Source organism: Falsiroseomonas bella (assembly GCF_003173615.1).
Classification (GTDB): domain Bacteria; phylum Pseudomonadota; class Alphaproteobacteria; order Acetobacterales; family Acetobacteraceae; genus Falsiroseomonas; species Falsiroseomonas bella.
This window is the reverse complement of the sequence record NZ_QGNA01000007.1, coordinates 222,970-242,245: the sequence shown is the minus strand read 5'-3', so window position 1 is coordinate 242,245 and position 19,276 is coordinate 222,970. Positions and strand designations below refer to the sequence as shown.

Annotated in this window: 17 protein-coding genes; 10 read left to right on the top strand and 7 right to left on the bottom strand. The window is 71.4% G+C overall.

Annotation, left to right across the window (positions count from 1 at the left end):
- Positions 1–28 precede the first annotated feature (28 nt).
- Both DFH01_RS26080 and DFH01_RS26075 read left to right on the top strand, forming a co-directional pair.
- Positions 29–7,777, top strand: a complete 7,749-nt coding sequence (locus tag DFH01_RS26080; protein ID WP_109873456.1) for a cadherin-like domain-containing protein — start codon at positions 29–31, stop codon at positions 7,775–7,777.
- Between the two features lie 115 nt (positions 7,778–7,892).
- Complete coding sequence (locus tag DFH01_RS26075; RefSeq protein WP_109873455.1) at positions 7,893–8,147, top strand: hypothetical protein; 255 nt, start codon at positions 7,893–7,895, stop codon at positions 8,145–8,147.
- A gap of 12 nt (positions 8,148–8,159) precedes the next feature.
- Here DFH01_RS26075 and DFH01_RS26070 read toward each other — a convergent pair whose 3' ends face one another.
- Positions 8,160–8,798: a LolA family protein gene (locus DFH01_RS26070; protein WP_109873454.1), complete on the bottom strand. Its 639-nt coding sequence runs from the start codon at positions 8,796–8,798 to the stop codon at positions 8,160–8,162.
- 168 nt (positions 8,799–8,966) lie between these two features.
- On the opposite strand from DFH01_RS26070, the gene DFH01_RS26065 reads away from it, so the two are divergent.
- Positions 8,967–9,239: a hypothetical protein gene (locus tag DFH01_RS26065; protein ID WP_109873453.1), complete on the top strand. Its 273-nt coding sequence runs from the start codon at positions 8,967–8,969 to the stop codon at positions 9,237–9,239.
- A 28-nt stretch (positions 9,240–9,267) separates the two neighbouring features.
- On the opposite strand, the gene DFH01_RS26060 is transcribed toward DFH01_RS26065, so the two are convergent.
- The 5 genes from DFH01_RS26060 to hemC are packed head-to-tail and all read right to left on the bottom strand — an operon-like array spanning position 9,268 to position 14,360.
- Complete coding sequence (locus DFH01_RS26060) at positions 9,268–9,879, bottom strand: DUF4412 domain-containing protein (protein WP_109873452.1); 612 nt, start codon at positions 9,877–9,879, stop codon at positions 9,268–9,270.
- A 43-nt stretch (positions 9,880–9,922) separates the two neighbouring features.
- Positions 9,923–11,200, bottom strand: a complete 1,278-nt coding sequence (locus DFH01_RS26055; RefSeq protein WP_109873451.1) for a heme biosynthesis HemY N-terminal domain-containing protein — start codon at positions 11,198–11,200, stop codon at positions 9,923–9,925.
- A gap of 13 nt (positions 11,201–11,213) precedes the next feature.
- Positions 11,214–12,521 (bottom strand): hypothetical protein, encoded by a 1,308-nt coding sequence (locus tag DFH01_RS26050; RefSeq protein WP_109873450.1) that lies wholly within the window; start codon positions 12,519–12,521, stop codon positions 11,214–11,216.
- Positions 12,518–13,276 carry a uroporphyrinogen-III synthase gene (locus tag DFH01_RS26045; protein WP_158287909.1) on the bottom strand — a complete coding sequence of 253 codons (759 nt, stop codon included), beginning with the start codon at positions 13,274–13,276 and terminating at the stop codon, positions 12,518–12,520. The genes DFH01_RS26050 and DFH01_RS26045 overlap by 4 nt, the downstream gene beginning before the upstream one ends.
- A 1-nt stretch (position 13,277) precedes the next feature.
- Positions 13,278–14,360 (bottom strand): hydroxymethylbilane synthase, encoded by a 1,083-nt coding sequence (gene hemC / locus DFH01_RS26040; RefSeq protein ID WP_109873448.1) that lies wholly within the window; start codon positions 14,358–14,360, stop codon positions 13,278–13,280.
- 58 nt (positions 14,361–14,418) lie between these two features.
- Between hemC and tsaD the strand changes: the two genes are divergently transcribed.
- The 6 genes from tsaD (at position 14,419) to DFH01_RS28355 (ending at position 18,389) form a co-directional block, all read left to right on the top strand.
- Complete coding sequence (tsaD, locus tag DFH01_RS26035) at positions 14,419–15,459, top strand: tRNA (adenosine(37)-N6)-threonylcarbamoyltransferase complex transferase subunit TsaD (protein ID WP_109873447.1); 1,041 nt, start codon at positions 14,419–14,421, stop codon at positions 15,457–15,459.
- A gap of 19 nt (positions 15,460–15,478) precedes the next feature.
- Positions 15,479–15,778, top strand: a complete 300-nt coding sequence (locus tag DFH01_RS26030; protein ID WP_109873446.1) for a hypothetical protein — start codon at positions 15,479–15,481, stop codon at positions 15,776–15,778.
- Positions 15,779–15,842: 64 nt separating this feature from the next.
- Complete coding sequence (locus DFH01_RS26025; protein ID WP_109873445.1) at positions 15,843–16,049, top strand: YMGG-like glycine zipper-containing protein; 207 nt, start codon at positions 15,843–15,845, stop codon at positions 16,047–16,049.
- Positions 16,050–16,107: 58 nt separating this feature from the next.
- Positions 16,108–16,941: a 23S rRNA (adenine(2030)-N(6))-methyltransferase RlmJ gene (locus DFH01_RS26020; RefSeq protein ID WP_109873444.1), complete on the top strand. Its 834-nt coding sequence runs from the start codon at positions 16,108–16,110 to the stop codon at positions 16,939–16,941.
- Positions 16,942–16,945: 4 nt separating this feature from the next.
- Positions 16,946–17,941 carry an NAD(P)H-dependent glycerol-3-phosphate dehydrogenase gene (locus DFH01_RS26015; RefSeq protein ID WP_109873443.1) on the top strand — a complete coding sequence of 332 codons (996 nt, stop codon included), beginning with the start codon at positions 16,946–16,948 and terminating at the stop codon, positions 17,939–17,941.
- A gap of 190 nt (positions 17,942–18,131) precedes the next feature.
- The gene (locus DFH01_RS28355) at positions 18,132–18,389 is read left to right on the top strand and encodes a YjiS-like domain-containing protein (protein ID WP_158287908.1); all 258 of its coding nucleotides are present in this window, start codon (positions 18,132–18,134) and stop codon (positions 18,387–18,389) included.
- Between the two features lie 14 nt (positions 18,390–18,403).
- Here the strand turns inward: DFH01_RS28355 and DFH01_RS26005 are convergent, their stop codons facing one another.
- On the bottom strand, positions 18,404–18,658 hold the full coding sequence (locus tag DFH01_RS26005; RefSeq protein ID WP_109873441.1) for a hypothetical protein: 255 nt from the start codon (positions 18,656–18,658) through the stop codon (positions 18,404–18,406).
- 207 nt (positions 18,659–18,865) lie between these two features.
- Here DFH01_RS26005 and DFH01_RS26000 point away from each other — a divergent pair, with 207 nt between their 5' ends.
- Entirely contained in the window at positions 18,866–19,273 is a 408-nt protein-coding gene (locus DFH01_RS26000) for a hypothetical protein (RefSeq protein ID WP_109873440.1), read from the top strand.
- Positions 19,274–19,276 lie beyond the last annotated feature (3 nt).

Genomic DNA, 19,276 nt, shown 5'->3' with positions numbered 1-19,276 from the left:
CGATTTTGAGACGCAATCCTCCTACAGCGTGACCATCCGCGCCGATGACGGCGCCGGCGGCACCTACGACGAGACCTTCACCATCGCCGTCACCGACGTCGACGAGACGCCGGACAACACCGCGCCGACAGTCGAGAACGGCAGCGCCACCATCGACGAGGATGGCGAGATCAGCGGCAACCTGAACGACCTCGCCACCGATGCCGAGAACGACACGCTGACCTTCTCGCTGGTCAGCACGACGCCTGCCGGCCTCACCTTCAACGACGACGGCAGCTACACCTTCGACGCGCCGGCCAACTTCAACGGCCAGGTCAGCTTCGACTTCGTCGCGTTCGACGGCCAGGCCACCAGCAACCAGGGCACCGTGACCATCACCGTCAATGCGGTGAACGATGCGCCCACGGCGCCGAACGGCGTCACCAGGACGGTCAACGAGGACACATCGATCCTCATCAGCACGGCCGACCTGATCGCAGGCGCGACGGATGCGGATGGGGACAGCATCGTCGTCTCCGGCGTCACCTCCAACGCCTTCGTCACCGGCGGCCTGGAGGCCGGCGGCATCCGGGTGACCGGCACGCTGAACACCAACGGCGTGCAGACGATCACCTACCAGCTCAGCGACGGGCATGGCGGCTTGGTGGACGGGCTGATCACCCTCGACATCACGCCGGTGAACGACCGGCCCGTGGTCACGCCCACGACCTTCCAGGGCACGGAGGACGTGCCCTTCGTCATCGCCATCGCCGATCTGCTGGCGCAGGTGGCGTCGGACGTGGATGTCGGCGACACGGTCAGCTTCCTGAACGTCACCGGCGACTTCGGGGGCGCGGTGACGATCGGCGGCGGCAACCTGATCTTCACGCCGCTGCCGAACCGGGACAGCGCCGGATCCTTCTTCCTCTCCGTCACCGACGGGCAGCTGAACGCCGGCGGCACCATCACGATCAACCTGGCGCCGGTGAACGACGCGCCAGTGGCCGGCGACGACGTGGTCGCCCGCACCGCCAGCCCGCAGGTCATCACCTTCGCCACGCTATTCGCCAACGACGTCGATGTGGACACGGCGGCCGCGAACCGCACGATCAGCGCCATCACGAACGAAAGCGGCGTGACGGTCGCGGTGAACGGCGCGGCCCGCACGGTCACGGTCACCTACGACCCGGCGCATGTCGGCGCCTACAGCTTCGACTACACCGTCTCCGACGGTGCGGGCGGCTTCGACACCGCGACGGTCACTCTCAACACCGTGCCGTCCGCGACGGACGATTCGACGACCATCGGCGAGAACCGGGGATGGTCCGACTATCACTTCGTCAACGTCATCGGCAATGACAGCGACGCGGATGGCGACCTGCTGACGGTCGCCTCGGTGGTCGCGCTGAACGGTGCGCCGATCGTGGCGGAGCGCTGGGACAGCAACAGCGACGGCCGCTTCGAAAGCCTGCGCTTCTACGTGGACGACCCCAGCAACAACACCAACGGCGTGTTCCAGGTGGAGTACACCGTCTCCGACCAGCGGGGCGGCACGGACACGGCGGTGGTCACGATCACGGTGACGCCGGAGGACGATGCGCCGATCGTTCGGCCCGACCTACTGTCCTCCGAGATCGTCAGCACCAGCCAGTTCACGCCGGTGGACATCGCCTTCGCCACGCTGCTGGCGAATGACGAGCATCCGGACGGCACCGCCTTCACCATCACCTCGGTGCAGACCTTTGTGCGCGGCAGCGCGGCGTTGGTGGACACCGATGGCGACCTGGTGAACGACAGCGTCCGCTTCACGCCGGACGCGAACACGCCGCTGTTCGAGGATTTCAACAGCTCCTGGCTGGCCTATTTCTACTACACGGCCACCGAGACGAACGGGGACGGCGACACCGCCTCCACCTATGCCTTCGTGCGCGTCTTCGACGTGAACGAGGACCCGACTGCGGCCGACGACACCGTCACGCGGACCGGCACGAACCCGCAGGTGATCAGCTACGACACGCTGTTCGGCAATGATGTGGACTGGGACAGCCCGAAGAGCGGCTGGACCATCAGCGCCATCACGAACGAGAGCGGCGTGACCGCGGTGGCGGACAACGCGGCGCGGACGGTGACCGTCACCTTCGAGGCGGGCTTCACGGGCGCCTATGCCTTCGACTACGCGCTGGCCGACGGCGAGGGCGGCACGTCCAGCGCGACCGTCACGCTGAACACCGCGCCTGTCGCCGAGGACGACGAGGTCACCATCGCGGAGAACACCGCCTGGACTTTCTATACCGACGTCGACGTCACTGCGAATGACGGCGACGCGGATGGCGACCTGCTCTCGGTGGTCGGGGTGACGGCGCTGAACGGTGCGCCTGTGATCGGCATCGGATACGACGCGAATGGCGACGGCCGGAACGAGAGCGTCCGCTTCTATGTCAACGATGCGCTGAACGACACCTTCGGCACCTTCGAGGCGCAGTACACCGTCTCCGACGGGCGCGGTGGCACGGACACCGCGGTGCTCACCATCACCGTCACGCCGGAGAACGACGCACCGCGCGGCGTGGTCGAGAGCCCCGGCGTCTTCACGACGCAGGAAGACACGGCGATCGTCATCCCCGTGGCCTCCCTGCTGTCGAACGGCGACTACGATCCGGATGGCGACTCCTTCTGGATTTCCAGCGTCACGGAGTGGGGCAGCTACGGCGGCGATGCCGTGCTGGACGACAAGGGCACCGCCGACCGCAGCGACGACGAGGTCGTGTTCACGCCGGACGCCAATTTCAACGGCAACGCCTTTTTCTACTACGTGCTCGAGGACGTGTTCGGCGCGCGGAACACGGACACCTATGCCAACGTCACCGTCACGCCGATCAACGACCCGGTGACGGCGAATGACGACGTGATCGCGCGCCTCTTCCCCGAAGCCGGCACGCAGACCATCACGCGCGCGCAGCTGGTCGGCAACGACAGCGACGTGGACAACGATGCAGCGATCACCGGCGTCGTCGCCGGCGCCAATGTCAGCAGCATCGTGCTGAACGCCAACCAGTCGGTGACGGTCACCTACACCTCGGGCGCGGCGACCTTCACCTACACGCTGTCGGACGGCACTTTCTCCGACACGGCGCTGGTCACGTTGAACAGCGGGCCGCAACAGACCGGCACGCCAGGCGTGCTGAACCTGACGGAAGACACGCAGTCCTACTTCACGGACGACCAACTGATCGCGCTGGCCGGCGTCACGGATCCGAACTCGGACAACCTGTTCATCCGCAGCTACGGAAGCAACAGCAACATTTCCGCCTCCGATGGCTTCTTCTTCAGCAACGAGGACAACTGGCTGACGCCGGTCCAGAACTTCAACGGCCCGACGACCTTCACCTTCACCATCAGCGACGGCAACGCGGCCACCGACCTAACTGTCACGCTGAACGTCCAGGTGGCCGCGGTGGATGACCCGGCGGTGGCAGTGGACGACCTCGCGCTCGGCCTCGCCACCACGGAGCAGACGCCGATCGTCATCCAGATCGCCGACCTGCTGGCGAACGACTCCGACGTGGAAGGCAATCCCTTCTCCGCGGTCAGCTTCTACACGGTCGCCTGGATCGGGGGCGGCGGGACGGTGGTGAACAACGGCAACGGCACCGTCACCTACACGCCGGGCACCGATGTCGCCGAAGGCTACAATCCCTGGTACGGCAGCAACAGCTGGGGCGGCTATGGCGGCCCGGGCTTCTTCTACCAGGTGACGGGCGGCGACACGGCCTTCGTCCGTGTCACGGTGAACAACGTGAACGACCCCGTCGTCGCGCAGGACGACTTCGTCGCCCGGCTGCCCGGTGCGCCGGAGAACCAGGACGTTTCCTTCCTGGACATGGCGGGCAACGACGACAACCCCGATCCGAACAGCGTGCTGACGATAATCTCGGTGCAGAACGCGGTGAACGGCAGCGCGGTGTTGAACAACAACGGCACGCCGGACAACCCGACGGACGACTTCGTCACCTTCACCCATACGGGCGCCGACGCTTCCTTCCAGTACACGGTGCAGGAGGAAGGCGGCACCACCAGCACGGCGACGGTGTATTTCAACGGCGCGCCGATCGCGCAGCCTGACGCCGTCACGGTCAGCGAGGCCGAGGCGACCTATGCGCCGGACGGCAGTCGCCGCGACATCTACATCGACCGGCTGGAGCTGGTCGGCAACGACACTGACCCGGAGGGCCAGGACCTCTACATCGCATCGCCGATCTCCAGCTTTCCCGAGGCGCGCTGGGACACCGACGTGATCTCCTCGGTGAGCTACTCCTCCTTCGGGGTGACGGTGCGGCTGCTGGATCCCAACTGGTCCGGCGAGACCTGGTTCGAATATCGCGCCCGCGACTTCGGCAACCCGAACGCCTTCAGCGAGGCGGTGCGGGTGACCCTCACCGTCGAGGACGGCAACGACGCGCCGCTCACCGGCTGGGACTACTGGGCGTACAACGGTGCCAGCTATGGCGACGCCGACCCGGCCACCAACGACATGGTGGGCTACGAGGATGCCGTACTCGACATCCCGGTCAGCCGCCTGCTCGAAGGGCAGTTCATCGGCGGCGTCTACCAGTTCGGCGCCGATTTCGACGAGGAAGGCGACCCGCTCTCGATCGACCCGGCCTCGCTCTCGTCCATCTACGGCACGGTGCAGCTGGTGGAGCTCGGTGGCGAGCAGTTCGTCCGCTTCACGCCCCGTAGCGACGTCAATGGCGAGGTGTATTTCGACTACGCCGCCACGGACGGCACGACCGGCACGCGGAGCACCGCCTATGTCTACATCAACCCGGTCAACGACGCGCCGGTGGTCAGCGACGGCGAGATCCCGGTGCCGGTCGGCGCCACGGACTTCTTCATCAGCTTCTCCCAGCTTCTGACCTTCGTCAGCGACGAGGATCACAGCGATTTCCAGCTGACCTTCCTCGACGCCTTCGCCGTCAGCGGCGGCGCCGTCTCCATCGAGGCGAACGGCATCCGGTTCACCGATGACGGATCGGGCGACCCGCTGCAGTTCGAGTTCAGCTATCAGGATCCGCTCGGCGCCTCGGACAGCGGCGTGATCACACTGGTGCCGACCGTCCCGCCGCCCGTCGTGCTCTACTTCCAGGGCTACGACTACGGCACCGGCAACTCGCAGCTCTGGCACTACGTGCCGGACAACAGCCCCTTCGTCGGCATCGCGCTGCCGGAGATCAACGGCAGCCCATACTACTATCCGTCGGAGATCACGCCCTTCGGCGACGGCGTCGCCTTCCTCGCCGGGGACGGCCTGCACAGCTTCAGCGAGGTCGGCGGGCTGAACACGCTGATCAGCGGCGTCTACATCAACGAGTTTCTCGTCGTCGGCGAGAACATCTTTGCCATCGACTACGACAGTTTCCATGCCTTCGGGCCCGGCACAGCCGGGGGAGCGGTGGCAGAGACGGGCTACGCCCTCTCCGGCCTGACGGAAGGCCAGGGCAGCATCTACTTCGTCGGATACGATGACTCGCAGGGCTGGCAGCAGATCTTCCGCTACGATCCGGCGACGCAGCTGGTCGAGCAGCTGACCAGCGAAAGCGGTGGCGCCGTGTCCAGCATCCGCGACCTCGCGGTGACCTCCGACGCGGTCTTCTTCGCGGCCGACACCTACGATTCCGCGACGGGCACGACGGACGTCGGCGTGCTGTTCCGCCTGGATCTGAACAACGGCACGCTGTCGAGCTTCGGCTGGACCGGCATGGCCGAGGATCCCTATGTCCGGGACCTGGTCGCCGTCGGCGAGCAGGTCTACTTCATCGGTCGGAACGAGACCGGCCAGGAGCAGCTCTGGCGCGCGGACGACAGCGGGACAGGGGTGTTCGTCTTCGACAATTCCTCCGGCCTGGATGGCTTTTTCAGCGGCCTGAACTACGCCGGCGATGTTTCGCTCATGGCCTTCCAGGACGGCGTTCTGGCCAATTTCTATGACAACGCCGGCGACGGCAACTACTACCTCTTCTTCGGGAACCAGGACGGCTTCTCGGCCGCGGACGACTTCAACTACTCTCCGTACGATGTCGAGGTGGTGGATGGCGAGGCATTCTACATCGCCTATGACGGCAACAACTTCGATTACCAGGAGGTGTTCGTCTTCGATGGCGCCTCGGTGCAACGCCTGACCACCCACGAGGCCGACTACTACCTGAACGAGCTTGAGGTGATCAGCCGCGACCGGCTCTTCGTCACCAGCTACGGCTACGCCGGCGGCGCCGAAGGCAGCTACGGCAGCATCGTCTACGAGTACAATCCGGCGCAATACGGCGACACCTTCACGCACGCCCTCCAACGCGAAGCCTCGAACATCGCCTATCGCAATCTGACGGCGGCGGATGGCGGGCTCTACTTCGAAGTCAGCATCGACGACATCATCTACACCTACTTCGCCTCCTACCAGTTCGGGAACTTGACGCCGGTCAACGGATTCAACGTCAGCACCAACGGCGACCAGGGCTTCTTCGGCGACATGCCGCTCGCCTCCTTCGCGTTCGGCCTGGGTGCGGAGGCGACCTTCTTCGACATGACGGACGAAGTGGACTTCGTGGACATCGCGCCCGGCCAGGACCCGGACAACGCCGCGATCCCGGCGAACTCCTATCCCTCCGGCTTCGTCCAGCTTGAGCAGCTGGGCGACTCCTCCATCGCGGACATCTACGCCATCGCGACCATCCCGGAGGTCGGGCCGGACCCGACGGTGATGGTGCGCATCACCCACGATCCGGGCACGGGCACGCGCAGCTTCGATCAGGTCAGCGGCCTCACGGCGGTCGGCTACACCGGGAACCCCGAAGACATCCGCGAATACCTCTTCGAGCCGCATGCCCTGGGCGACGTGGTTCTGGTGACCAAGGGCATCTACGACCCCACCACCCTGCAATACGACGCCTTCGAGCTCTGGCTGATCGAAGGCCTCACCGCGACGATGATCGACGACAACGCGGGCTACCTCTTCAGGACCGAGGTTGCGCGTGCCGGCGACGTGCTGTTCTACGAGGACCAGTTCACCCCCGGCGCCGGCACGGAGCTGATGCTCCACGACCTGGCGACCGGCACGAGCACGCTGGTGGACATCAACCTCGGCAGCGAGAACAGCGACCCGCGCGAGCTGGTCGCGGCAGGTGGCGGCGTCTACATGCGCGCCGTCACCGAGGGCATCGGCTTCGCCGGCGATATCGAGCTGGTGCGCGTCGAGACCGATGGCAGCTTCACTGTCATCGACCTGCGCGACGACGCTGAATCCAGCCAGGGCGCTCTGCCGCGGCAGATCACCGCGGTGGACGAGGACACGGTGGTCGTCTTCGGCGACACCGATGCCGGACCGACGCTCTGGTCCGTCACCGGGACGACGGTGGATTTCAGCATCGGCCTCTGGGAATCCGGGATCTCCGGCATTCCGTTCCTGGAAGGCGGGACGGAGGTCTACGGCACGGGCCTGTTCTTCTTCGCAGACACCTGGACCGGCCAGGGCACGCAGCTCTTCCGCTACGACATCCCGACGCAGGATATCCAGCAGATCAGCAGCGGAACCTTCGTCGGCCGCGATGCCTTCGAGTACAGCATGGAGGTGGCGGAAGGCTTGCTCTGGTTCGTCTTTGACGAAGGCTATGGCGATGGGCTCGAGCTCCACTACTACGAGCAGGGCTTCGGCTGGGGCAGCCTCTCCGATCTCGACCAGGGCTCTTCCGGCTACGACGCCTGGAACCTGGCCGCGATTGCGACACAGGAGGTGCTGGTCGCCTGAGGCACCCGCCCGGGCGGCGCGCGGCCGGCCGGGGACTTTACCGGACCGTCACGGTCCCCCCACATAAGCGAAGCCCGGCCCGCATCGCGGCCGGCCCGCCTGCCAGGAGCCCGAGATGAACGACACGATCTATGCCGACGGCGTCACCGACGTCACCGTCGTCGGCGCGAATGCCCGGGTGCGCTTCCACACGCTCGTCGCCGAAGGCAAGGGCAAGCCGAAGGCCGTGCACGCCTTCACGCTGGTGATCCCGGTGGAGGCGCTGGCCACCTTCGGGGAGCGGCTGCCGCAGCTGACCGAGCAGCTGCTGCAGTCCGGGCGCCTCAAGAAGGTGCAGCGCGAGCCCGCGAAGGCCTCCGCGCCGAACTGATCCCGGCGCCGCTCAGCGCCGCTCCTGCTCCAGGAAGCGGGGGTCGTTGAAGTCGAAGATGCGCAGGTCGGGGCGCGCCGTGGTGTCGATCTCGTACAGCGTCACCCGCGTCTCCCGCCCCTGCGCGTCCACCACGGTCCATTGCCGCAGCTGCATCGGATCCTCCGAGAAGGAAAGCGTCAGCCGGCCTTCCGCCGGCGCGCCCGTGCGGTGCAGGCTCACATGCAGGAAGCCGCCGCGTCGCTCCATCCCGGTAACGGTGACATCGCCGGAAAGCCGGATCTGGTCGCGCAGCAGCAGGCCAAGCGGCGTGGAGGAGGCCGGGACGGTGGTGGGCTGGCGCAGCTCCCGATCGAACATCATCACCTGCCCGCCGGAGGCCACCAGCAACAGCGGCTCGGGCGGGTCGTAGTCGAACCGCATGCGCCCCGGCCGCACGATCCAGGCCGTGCCCTGCGCGCTCGCGCCGTTCTGGCCGATCTGCAGGAAACGGGCGCGCAGGGTTCGCAGCCCGTTCAGATAGGCCTCCACCTGGGCCAGCACCGCCCGGTCGGGCGCGGCGGCGCGCGATTGCGGCCGCTGCTGGGCAAGCAGGGGCTGGAGCGGGAGGGCGGCGAGCAGGGCAGCCCCCAGAAGACGACGTCTCGACATGGCGCAAGAGATGGCCCGCCGAGGTGGCGAACGGAAGGCGGGGAAATGTGACGCAGCGTGCCCCGCGGTTAACGCCTCGGTCACCCAGGCCGCGCCATGCTGGATTCCACGCCGAGGAACGGCGCCGACCGAGCCCCGAGGACCGGGCAGGATGCGGAAGACGCCCCGATGCCGCTCGACTTCGCCGGCCCCCTCACCGCCCCGGTGGACGCCGCCGAACTGCATGGCGTGCCGCGCCACCTGCTGGCCCGGCATGTGCTGGACCAGCTCTCGGTCGAGTTGCGCCGCGCGGTCATCGCTGTTGAGTTGAGCGAGGCCGGCAGCTTCGTGAACATGGGCATGAATTTCGACCGCGTTGCCTGGCGGATTGCCTGGCGCCGCCCCGGGCTGCCGCAGATGTCGGGCACGATCCCGGTGCACAGGGGCGAGATCGTGGCCTGACGCGGCCCGCCCGCCCTGCAAGGCAGCCCTACCGGGTGGGCTGGCCGCCACCCAGGCCGGGGATGAGGCCGGGCGGCATGCCCTGGGGCATCCGCATCGTCTGGTAGCCCTGCGGCCGCTGGAAGCGCGCCGGGTCCTGCGCGCCGAAGGTCACCTGCGTCGCCTCCATCCCGCCGCGGCGGCCCTGATGCGCGCCCTCCGCGCGCAGCACCACGCCGTCCTCGGTGATGCAGGACCGGCCCTGGCCGTCGCGATCCTGGATGCTCCAGATCGTGCAGCGCAGCCCGGCGATGGTCGCTGTCCCCTCGCGGCGGAAGCGCGCCTCGGCCGAAGCGATGCGGGCGGCCATGGCCTGCGCGGCGGGAATGTCCATGATGGTGCGCATCTGCTCCATCACCAGGAAGGCGCGGCCGTTGCGGGTGTCGGCCACCATCCAGCCCATGCCGCCCGGCATGTCGGTGCGCATCGTTGCCGTCGCGGCCTGCCAGCTCACCGTCATGCTGGGTGGCACGCCTGCCGGTGCGTCGGCCTCGATCCGGTAGGTCACGGCGACGTCGCGCTCCGGCGTCAGGGAGGGCCGGTCCTGCGCCAGGGCGGGACCGGCCAGCAGCAGCAAGGCAAGGGCGGCAAGACGGGTCATCGGACTCCTCGCTGCAATCCAGGCGCCGGCCCGGCCGGCGGCGTCAGGTGAGGGCCGCCACCGGCAGTTGCTGCGGCGTCGCCCAGCCGATCGTACCCACCGACTGGCAGTTCGGGCACACGGGCGCCCAGGCCGCCTGGTCGGTGCCGCAGGCGCTGCAACGCCAGCGCGGCTCGGGCGCCGCGGTTGCCGCCAGGCGCAGCCATTTGGCCTGCGCCGCGCGGCTGTCCGGCGAGTCGCCGGCCTCCACCTCCTCGAGATCGGCCAGCGCCAGATAGGCGCGGCGATCCGCCCGGCCGGTGGCGACCAGCGCGTCCAGCTCCTGCCGCGCGCGGCCGGTCAGCCCCGCCTCGGTGGCGAGCCGGCCAATCAGCAGCTGGCTCTCCGGGTTGCGCGCCGTGCCGTGGATCAGCAGGTCCGCCGCCTTCACGCGCTGCAGCGGGTCGACCTCGCCGGCGAGGTAGGCCTCCGCGAGGTCGGGATGCGGCTTTGCCTTCCACGCCTCCTCCAGCACCTGCTTCGCGCGGCGGGGGCTGCCCGTCTCGCGCAGCCGGCGCGCATGCGCGAGTGCGGCGGGGGTGAAGCCCTTGTCGGTCTCGAAGGCCTTGCGTTCCAGCTCCGCCGCCTTCCCGCCCTCGGCCGGCTCTTGCCCGGCCGCGGCGAGCGCGAGAGGCGCCTGGTGCGGGCCGGGGGCGGCCAGCGCCAGCGCCTCGCGCCAGTCCCGCGTGCGCAGCGCCAGCGTCTCGCGTTCCTCGCGCAGCCAGGCGGCGCCGGGCTGGGCGGCCTCCGCCTCCCGCGCCAGGCGCTGGGCGGTCGGCCAGTCCTCGCGCTGGATCGCCTGGCGCAGCAGGCCGCGCAGGCCGAGGAAGCGCGAATCGTCGCGCAGCGCCAGCAGGTGGAAGGCTTCCGCCGCGGCCTCGTCGCGGCCGGCGAGGCGCTCGGCCTCCGCGGCCAGCAGCAGGGTCTGCGGCGTGTCGCCCAGCTTGTCGCGGGCGCGGCGCACCTCGATGCGCGCGAGGTCCGGCGTGCCGGCGGCCAGCGCAACCAGGGCGCGGGTCACCGCCGATTCGCCCTCGGCACGCCGCCGCGCCTCGCGCTTCGCGCGACGCCGGGCCGGCCAGCGACGCAGCGCCGCGATGCCCGCCAGCAGCAGGTGCAGCGCCACGAAGCCCAGGGCCAGCAGCAGCAGGGCCAGGGCGAAGGGCAGGATGACCTCGACATCCCCGACGCGGATTTCCACCGCGCCGCCGAGCCGGGCCATGTAGAGCACCCCCGCCACGCCAAGGGCGAGGAGGGCGAGATAGAGCAGAGCCGCGCGCATCCGCCTGGCCCCCTCAGCCCGCCGCCATCTGGCGGAGCGCGGCGCGGGCCGCGACCAGCGCCTCGGCGCGGCCCATCCAGTCGGCCATCGCCGCCTTGGCCGGCGCCGAGAGGCGGGACAGGTGGCCGAGCGCCGCCTGCAGGTCGCCGGCCTCCAGCGCGCGGCGCGCCTTCTCGATCTCGGCGGCCGCGGCGTCGCCCCACAGCACTTCCTCGCCGCGCCGGACGGTCACCAGGCCGGACAGGCGCGAGACGGCGTTGTCCAGCACGCCGCCGGTCGCGGGCGGCTCGCTGGCGGCCAGCGCGGCGCGCGCGGCGGCGTCGAAATCCAGGCGCAGCGCCGCCTCGGTCGGCGGGGCGGCGGTGGCGAAGCGGGCGAGCGGGGCCGGCGCGTTGGCCAGCTGCCCGATCGGCCGCCCGGCCTCGAGCGCGGCGCGGGCCGCGTCGATGGCGGCGAGCCGCGCGGAGCGGCCTTCCAGGGCGGCAAGGCGCTGGGCGAGGCCTTCGAGCGAGGCGATGCGGCCGGAGAGCTGCTCCGTGGCCTGCGCGCGCTGCACAAGCTGCCCCTCCAGCGCCGCGAGGCGGCCGGTCAGGGCAAGTTCCAGCGCCCCGATCCGCCCGGCCTGGCCCTCGATGGCCTGGGCCCGGGCGGCGAGCGCCGCCTCGGCGGCGCCGATGCGGCCGGCGGCGGCCGCGATCGCCTGGTCGACCGCAGCCTGCCGCTGCTGGCCTTGCGTGCCGGCGGCCTGCAGGTCGCGGCCGAGCGAATCGGCCCTGGCCGAAAGCTGGTCGAGCCGCGTGCCGAGCTGCTCCACCGCGCTCCGCGGCGCCAGCGTCGCCGGATCGATGGTCGGCCGCGCGGCAAGATCGCGGGCCAGCGCGTCCGCCCGCGCCGAAAGCTGGTCGAGACGCGTGCCGAGCTGCTCCACCGCGCCGCGCTGTGCCAGGGCCGCGGGATCGAGGACCGGGCGCGCCGCCAGCTCCTGCGTCAGCGCCGCCACCCGCTGCTCCAGCGCGGTCACCTGGCGGGCCGCCGCCTCTGCCCGCGCCGTCGCGGCCTGGGCGGCCTCCCGCAGCGGGGCAAGGTCGGGCGCGGCCGGCGCCGGGCGGCCCTGCAGCTGGGCCAGGCCGGTGCGCAACTCCGTCAGCTGCTGCGCGGTCTGCGGATCGGGGCCCGTCGCCTGCGGCGGCGGCAGCGGCCGACCGAGAAGCCAGAGGACCGCGCCGACCAGCACGAGGGCCGCGACGACGATCGGCAGGACCGTCGGATCGAAACGCCGGAGCCGGTCGAGGAAGCTGGGGGAGGAGTCGGGGGGGCTCATGGCTCTCCTGATCGTGACGGACTGACCGGCGCGCCAGCATCGCGCGGCCGGCCGAGCAGCGCCAGCGTCGCTTGCTCCTCGGGCCGCTCCGCGACATGCACGGCGCGCCATGCGAGGGGCGACGCGGCCGCGACGGCGGCCTGCGCCACCCGGCGGCTGATGGCGAACACCTCCAACCGTGGCGCGACATCCGCAAGGCCGGCGGCCCGGAGCAGGTTCATCGCACAGCGGGCCGAGCGTGGCGAGTGGAACAGGATGCCGGCGACCTGTCCGGCGGCCAGGGCCTGCCGGGCGGCCTCGGGCAGGCGGTCGGCCGGGGCGGCAGCATAGGCGATGCGGCGGATCACCCGGAAGCCGCGCGCCCGCAGCGTGGCCGCGAGGTCCAGCGAATAGCCCTCGCCGACGGCCAGCAGCAGCGGGCCGTCCCGCGGGTCGAGAGTGGCGGCGACGAGGGCGGCGAGGCTTTCCGCGGTGCCGTCCGCGGCGCGGCAGTCGTTCCAGCCGCGCGCGCGCGCCTCGGCCGCGGTCGCCTCGCCCACCGCGAGCACCGGCAGGCCGGGCACCGGCGGCGGCAGGGCACGCGCCGCGGCGCGGCTGGTCAGCAGCAGCGCCTGGCAAGCCGGGATCACGAAAGCGCGAGGCGCGAGCACCAGGGCCGGCGCGAGCACCGGCTGCCAGCCGAGCGCTGCCACCCGGGCCGCCGTCTCGCTGCCGCCCGGCTCCGGGCGGGTCACGAGGACGGCGGGGCGTGGCATGTCAGGCGAAGATGTCGGCCGGGGCGTCGCGGCGCAGGCTGTCGCCCAGCTCCCGGCCGAGCCGCGCGGCCTCCTTCGGCGCGCCATGCAGCGACCGCTTCAGCAGGAAGGAGCCGTCGGCGCGGGCCACCAGCCCGGTCAGGTGCAGCTGGCCATCCGGCAGCAGCCGCGCATGGCCGCCGATCGGGGTGCGGCAGGAGCCGTCCAGCGCGGCCAGCAGGGCGCGCTCCGCGGTGGATACGGCGCGCGCCTCGGCATCCTCGATGCCGGAGAGCAGTTCCAGCAGCTCGACATCCTCGGACCGGACGGTGACGCCGACGATGCCCTGGCAGGCCGCGGGGACCATGGCGTCGGGGTCGAGCACCACTGCCGCCTCCGCCTCCAGCCCCAGCCGCCGCAGGCCCGCCAGGGCGAGCAGCGAGGCATGCGGGCCGTCCGCGGCGCGGACCTTGCCGATGCGGGTCTGGACATTGCCGCGGATCATGGTGATCTGCAGGTCCGGCCGGGCATGCAGGATCTGGCTCTGCCGCCGGACCGAGGCGGTGCCCACCACGGCGCCGGCCGGCAGGCAGGCGAAGGGGTCCGCGGGGTCCACCGCGCCGGCCTTTGGGCCGTCGTGCCGAAGGCACGCAGAACCAAGAATCAGCGCGTCGCGGCTGTCCTCCCGCGTCAGGGTGCAGGCCAGCTCGATGCCGGGGGGCAGGTCGGTCTCCAGGTCCTTCAGGCTGTGGACCGCGAAGTCGATCCGGCCATCGGCCAGCGCCTCATGGATTTCCTTGGCGAAGAGCCCCTTGCCGCCGACATCGGCCAGGCGCCGGTCCTGGATCTTGTCGCCGGAGGTGGCGATGGCGTGCTCCTCGAAGGCCTTCACATCCCGCAGGATCGGGCAGAACTTCGTGACGAGGCCGAGGAAATGCCGCGTCTGCCACAGCGCGAGCGGCGAGCCGCGGGTGCCGACCCGCAGCGGCAGGCTCCGCATGTGCGGGCGGACATGCGCGGTGGCGGCCAGGCGGGGACCGCCATGGGACGGGCCGTTGGACGCGGCGTGAGGATGGGCTGGACCCGGCGGATGGGCTACCGACATGGGGCGGCGTCATAGAGCCGCCGATGGGGCGACGAAAGTGGCGGAAAACGCGGAACCGATGCGCAGTTTGCCGGGGGACGGGCTGGTGCTCGGCCTCGAGAGCTCCTGCGACGAGACCGCCGCCGCGGTGCTGCGCGCCGATGGCACGGTGCTGGCCGAGGCGGTGCTGAGCCAGCTTGCCGACCATGCCCCCTTCGGCGGCGTCGTGCCGGAGATCGCGGCGCGCGCCCATCTGGCGCATCTGCCCGCGCTGGTCGCCCGCGTGCTGGCAGAGGCGGGCACAACGCCAGCCGGGCTTTCGGCGGTGGCGGCAACCTCCGGGCCGGGGCTGATCGGCGGGCTGATCGTCGGCGCCAGCTTCGGCAAGGGGATCGCGGCGGCCCGCGACATTCCCTTCATCGCGGTGAACCACCTGGAAGCGCATGCCCTCTCGCCGCGGCTGCCTTCGGTGAGCCCGGAGGGGCTGCCGTTTCCCTATCTGCTGCTGCTGCTCTCGGGCGGGCATTGCCAGTGCGTCGCGGTGGAGGGCGTCGGGCAGCATCGGCGCCTCGGCTCCACCCTCGATGACGCGGTGGGCGAAGCCTTCGACAAATCGGCCAAGCTGCTCGGCCTGCCCTGGCCTGGCGGGCCGCATCTGGAGCGGCTGGCGGTGGGGGGCGATCCCGCGCGCTTCCCCCTGCCCCGCCCGCTGCTCGGCCGCCCCGGTTGCGATTTCTCCTTCAGCGGTCTCAAGACGGCCGTGGCGCAACAGGTCGCGAAGGGCCTGGACGAGGCGGGGCGGCGCCACCTGGCGGCCAGCTTCCAGGAAGCGGTCGCCGCCACCCTGGCCGACCGCGCCCGCCATGCGCTCGCGATGCTGCCGGCCGCCACGGCGCTGGTCGTCGCTGGCGGGGTGGCCGCCAATGGCGCGGTGCGGGCCGCCCTGGCCGAGGTCGCGCGGAAGGCCGGGCTGCCGCTGGTCGCGCCGCCGATCCGGCTCTGCACCGACAATGCCGTGATGGTCGCCTGGGCGGGGATCGAGCGGCTGCGCCTCGGTCTCTCGGATCCGCTCGACCACGCGCCGCGACCGCGCTGGCCGCTCGACAGCCTCGCAGCCTGAGCCTGGGAAGGTCAAAAAGATGCGCTCACCCGTCGTCCGCAGCGGCGATCTCCGCGAGACGCTCGACGCCATCACCGATCTGCTGAAGGAGATCCGGCGCGAGCAGCTGCAGCAGGAGGCCTATGGCATGGTCACCCGCTTCGCCCTCGGAGCGCTGCTGCGGGCGGCGCCGCCGGACCAGCGCAAGGCGGTGCTGGCGCGGCTCGCGGCGCCGGAGGCGCTGCTCGGCCCGGAGATCCCGCCCGACAGCCCGCTCGGCCGCGCCGTCGCGGCGGAGGCGGCCAGGCTGGCCGCGGCGCTCTCCGAACCCGCCGGTTGACCGGGCCCCGCATCCTTCTGCGCCCTCCGCGCGTTGCCGGGTGCTGATGCGAAAGGAGAGCGCGATGCGGAACACTTCCTTGCTGCTCGTCGGGGCGATGGCCCTGGCACTGGCCGCCTGCGGCGAATCGCGCGGTACGCGCGCCGTCAGCGGCGGCCTGCTGGGCGCCGGCGCAGGCGCGGCCGTGGGGTCGCTCTCCGGCGATGCCGGCAAGGGCGCGCTGATCGGCGGCGGCCTCGGCGCGGTGGGCGGGGCGGTCACCGGGCGGTAGAGCGGCGACGGCAGGGGCGGTGCTTGCGCCCCATCGGGGCGCGGGCTAGCCCGCCGGCGTGAACTACAGGCACGCCTTCCACGCCGGCAATTTCGCCGACTGCCTCAAGCACGCGCTGCTGCTGGCGCTGCTGCGCGGGCTGCTGGCGAAGCAGAAGCCTTTCGGCGTCCTCGACACCCATGCGGGCATAGGTCGCTACGATCTCTCGGCGCCGGAGCCGCAGCGCACGGGCGAGTGGCGCGAGGGCATCGGGCGGCTGGCGGCGGGGACGCCGCCGCCGGCCCTGGAAGACTATCTGGCGCAGGTGCGCGGGGCCGGCTTCCCCGCCGCCTATCCCGGCTCGCCCGCGCTGATCCGCGCGCTGCTGCGGCCGGACGACCGCCTGGCGCTCTGCGAACTGCACCCCGAGGACCATGCCACGCTGAAGGCGGCGTTCCGCGGCGACCCGCAGGTGGCGGTGCACAAGCGCGACGCCTGGGAGGCGGTGACGGCGCTGACCCCCTTCCCCGAGCGCCGTGGCCTGGTGCTGATCGACCCACCCTTCGAGCAGGAGGGCGAGTTCGAGCGCCTTGCCGCCGCGATCGCCGCGCTGCGCCACCGCTTCCGCGCCGGGATCGTCGCGGCCTGGTACCCCATCAAGCATCGCGCCCCGGTGCGCGCCTTCCACACGGCGCTGCGCGAGGCACGCGTGCCCGACTGCATCGCCTGCGAGTTCACGCTGCGCGAGCCGACCGATCCCGCACGCCTCAATGGGTGCGGGCTGCTGGTGGCCAATGCGCCCTTCGGCTTCGCCGAGAGGGCGCAGGCGATCCTGGAAGCCTTGCTCGCCGGGCTCGGCCGGGGCGAGGATGGCGCATCGGCAACGGTGACGCGGATCACCGAGGAGAATTGAGGCCATGCCCGGACGCCCAAGGCGACGCATCGCGGTGCTCGGCGCGGGCGCCTGGGGCACTGCGCTGGCGGTGCAGGCGGCGCGCGCCGGCAATGCCGTGGGCCTCTGGGCCCGCAACCCCGACCGCGCCGCGGCGATGGCGGAAAGCCGGCAGAACGCCACCTACCTGCCCGGCGTGACGCTCTCCCCGGCGATCGAAGTGACGGCCGATCCCGCCGCCGCGCTGGCCGATGCGCTCTTCGTGCTGCTCGTCGTCCCGGCGCAGTTCCTGCGGCCCGTGCTGATGGCGCTGCCCGACACCGGCGCGCCGGTGGTGGTCTGCGCCAAGGGCGTCGAGCGCGGCACGCTGCGCTTCCCGCTGGAGGTGTTGGAGGCGCTGCGCCCCGGTCGCCCCGCGGCGGTGCTCTCCGGGCCGAACTTCGCCCATGAGATCGCCAAGGGCCTGCCCGCCGCCGCCGTGCTGGCGAGCGCGGATGCGGCGCTGCGCAAGACGGCGGGCGACCTGCTCGGCACCGCCGGCTTCCGAATCTATGGCGGCGACGACCCGATGGGCGTGCAGGTGGGTGGCGCGGCGAAGAACGTCATCTCCATCGCCGCGGGCGCGGTGATCGGCGCCGGCCTCGGCGAGAACGCCCGCGCCGCGCTCGTCACGCGGGGCCTGGCGGAGCTGTCGCGCCTGACGGTCGCGCTCGGCGGGAGGGCGGAGACGGCGGCGGGCCTGTCAGGCCTCGGCGACCTGCTGCTGACCACCACCGGGCCGGGCAGCCGCAACACCTCGCTCGGCGTCGAGCTCGCGCGCGGCGCGAGCCTGGCCGATGCGCTGGCCACCCGCGTCGGCGTGGCGGAAGGCGTGGAGACGGCGCCGGCGATCGTGGCGCGGGCCGCGGAAGTCGGCGTGGAGTTGCCGATCTGCGCGGCGGTGGCCGACCTGCTGGCCGGCGGCGTCTCGGTGGGCGATGCGATGGGGCGGCTGCTGGCGCGGCCGCGCCGCGACGAGTAGCCCCGCGCAACATCCGCCACGACGGCAATCTGCGTGTCGCGCGGCCGCCTGCGCGCCGACATGCGCGCAACGCGATTCCCGGCGCCGCAATGCTTGGCGACATGAGGGTGCAAGGTCAGCTCGGCAGGATCCCCGGCATCGCCCCCGCCCCGGCAAGGTGCCGGCGGAGGGGCCAGCCAGGAGACCTCCGATGCGTGTCCCCGCCTTCATCCACCTGCCCGGCGATGCGATGCCGGCTCCGGACCCCGTGCTGCCGCGGCCGCTGGCACGCCTCGCCCTGCGCTTCCGGCTGTGGCGCGCGGAGCAGCGCACCCTGGCAGAGATCGCGCGCCTCGACGCGGCGACGCTCCGCGACATCGGGGTCTCGGCCTGGCAACTGCGGGAACATTTTCGCGGCGAGCGCGAACGCGTCCTGAGGCGCGAAGCCGGCTGGTTGAACCTGTCCTGAAGGCGGCGCCGCGCTCAGGCGCGGCGGCTGAAGCCCCCGTGCGGACGCATCGGCTCCGGGCGGGGCCCCATCACCGCGTCGATCATCGCCTTGGCCTGGGTGACCATCGCGGCGAGCGTCGCGCCGCCCTCCGCCGGGGTGAGCTCATGCGGGGCGCCGCGGCCACCGGGCGGGTGGATGATCACCTGGCAACGGTCGCGGCCGCTGTCCCGCAACTCGATCTGATGGCCCCGGTAGGAGCGGAAGGAAACAGCTGTCAGGCGGCCCACGTTGCACCTCGTGACGGATGGATGACCTCCCCATGGTCGGAAGGCAGGCTAGGCCGGCTCATGCTGCGTCGCAACGCGCGAAGTGCTGCACTGGCGATCCGGAGAGCCTCCGTCTCGCGGAATCGTCATGCCGGTCCGCAAAGTCAGCATAGCCATCTATGCTGCACTGCACCATAAGCAATCGGCGACGACAGAGGACATGCGGACATGAGCAGCAACCCCTTCCTGAGCCAGTGGCTCAGCGCGGCGAATGCCGCCGCCGGCGCCTGGCGCGGCTTCTGGACGGCCGAATTCGCGCGGCAGCAGGCCGCGATGGCCACCGAATGGCAGCGCCAGACCATGCAGTTCTGGACGCAGGCGATGACGGCGACGATGCAGGGCGCGACAGTCGCTCCCGCGCGGTCGGAGCCCGCGGCCCCGATGACGGCCGAGCCCCTTCCGGCGCCGCAGCAGGCGGCGGATGAGCCGGCCGAGGCGCCGGCCGAGGAGAAACCCGCGCCTGCTCCGAAGCGTCCGGTCCCGGCGCGTGCGGCGACGCAGCGGGTGAAGGCCCAGGCCAAGCGCGGCCCGGCCAGGACGCCGTCGCGCCGCGGACCGGCGGCCACCCGGCACTGACCG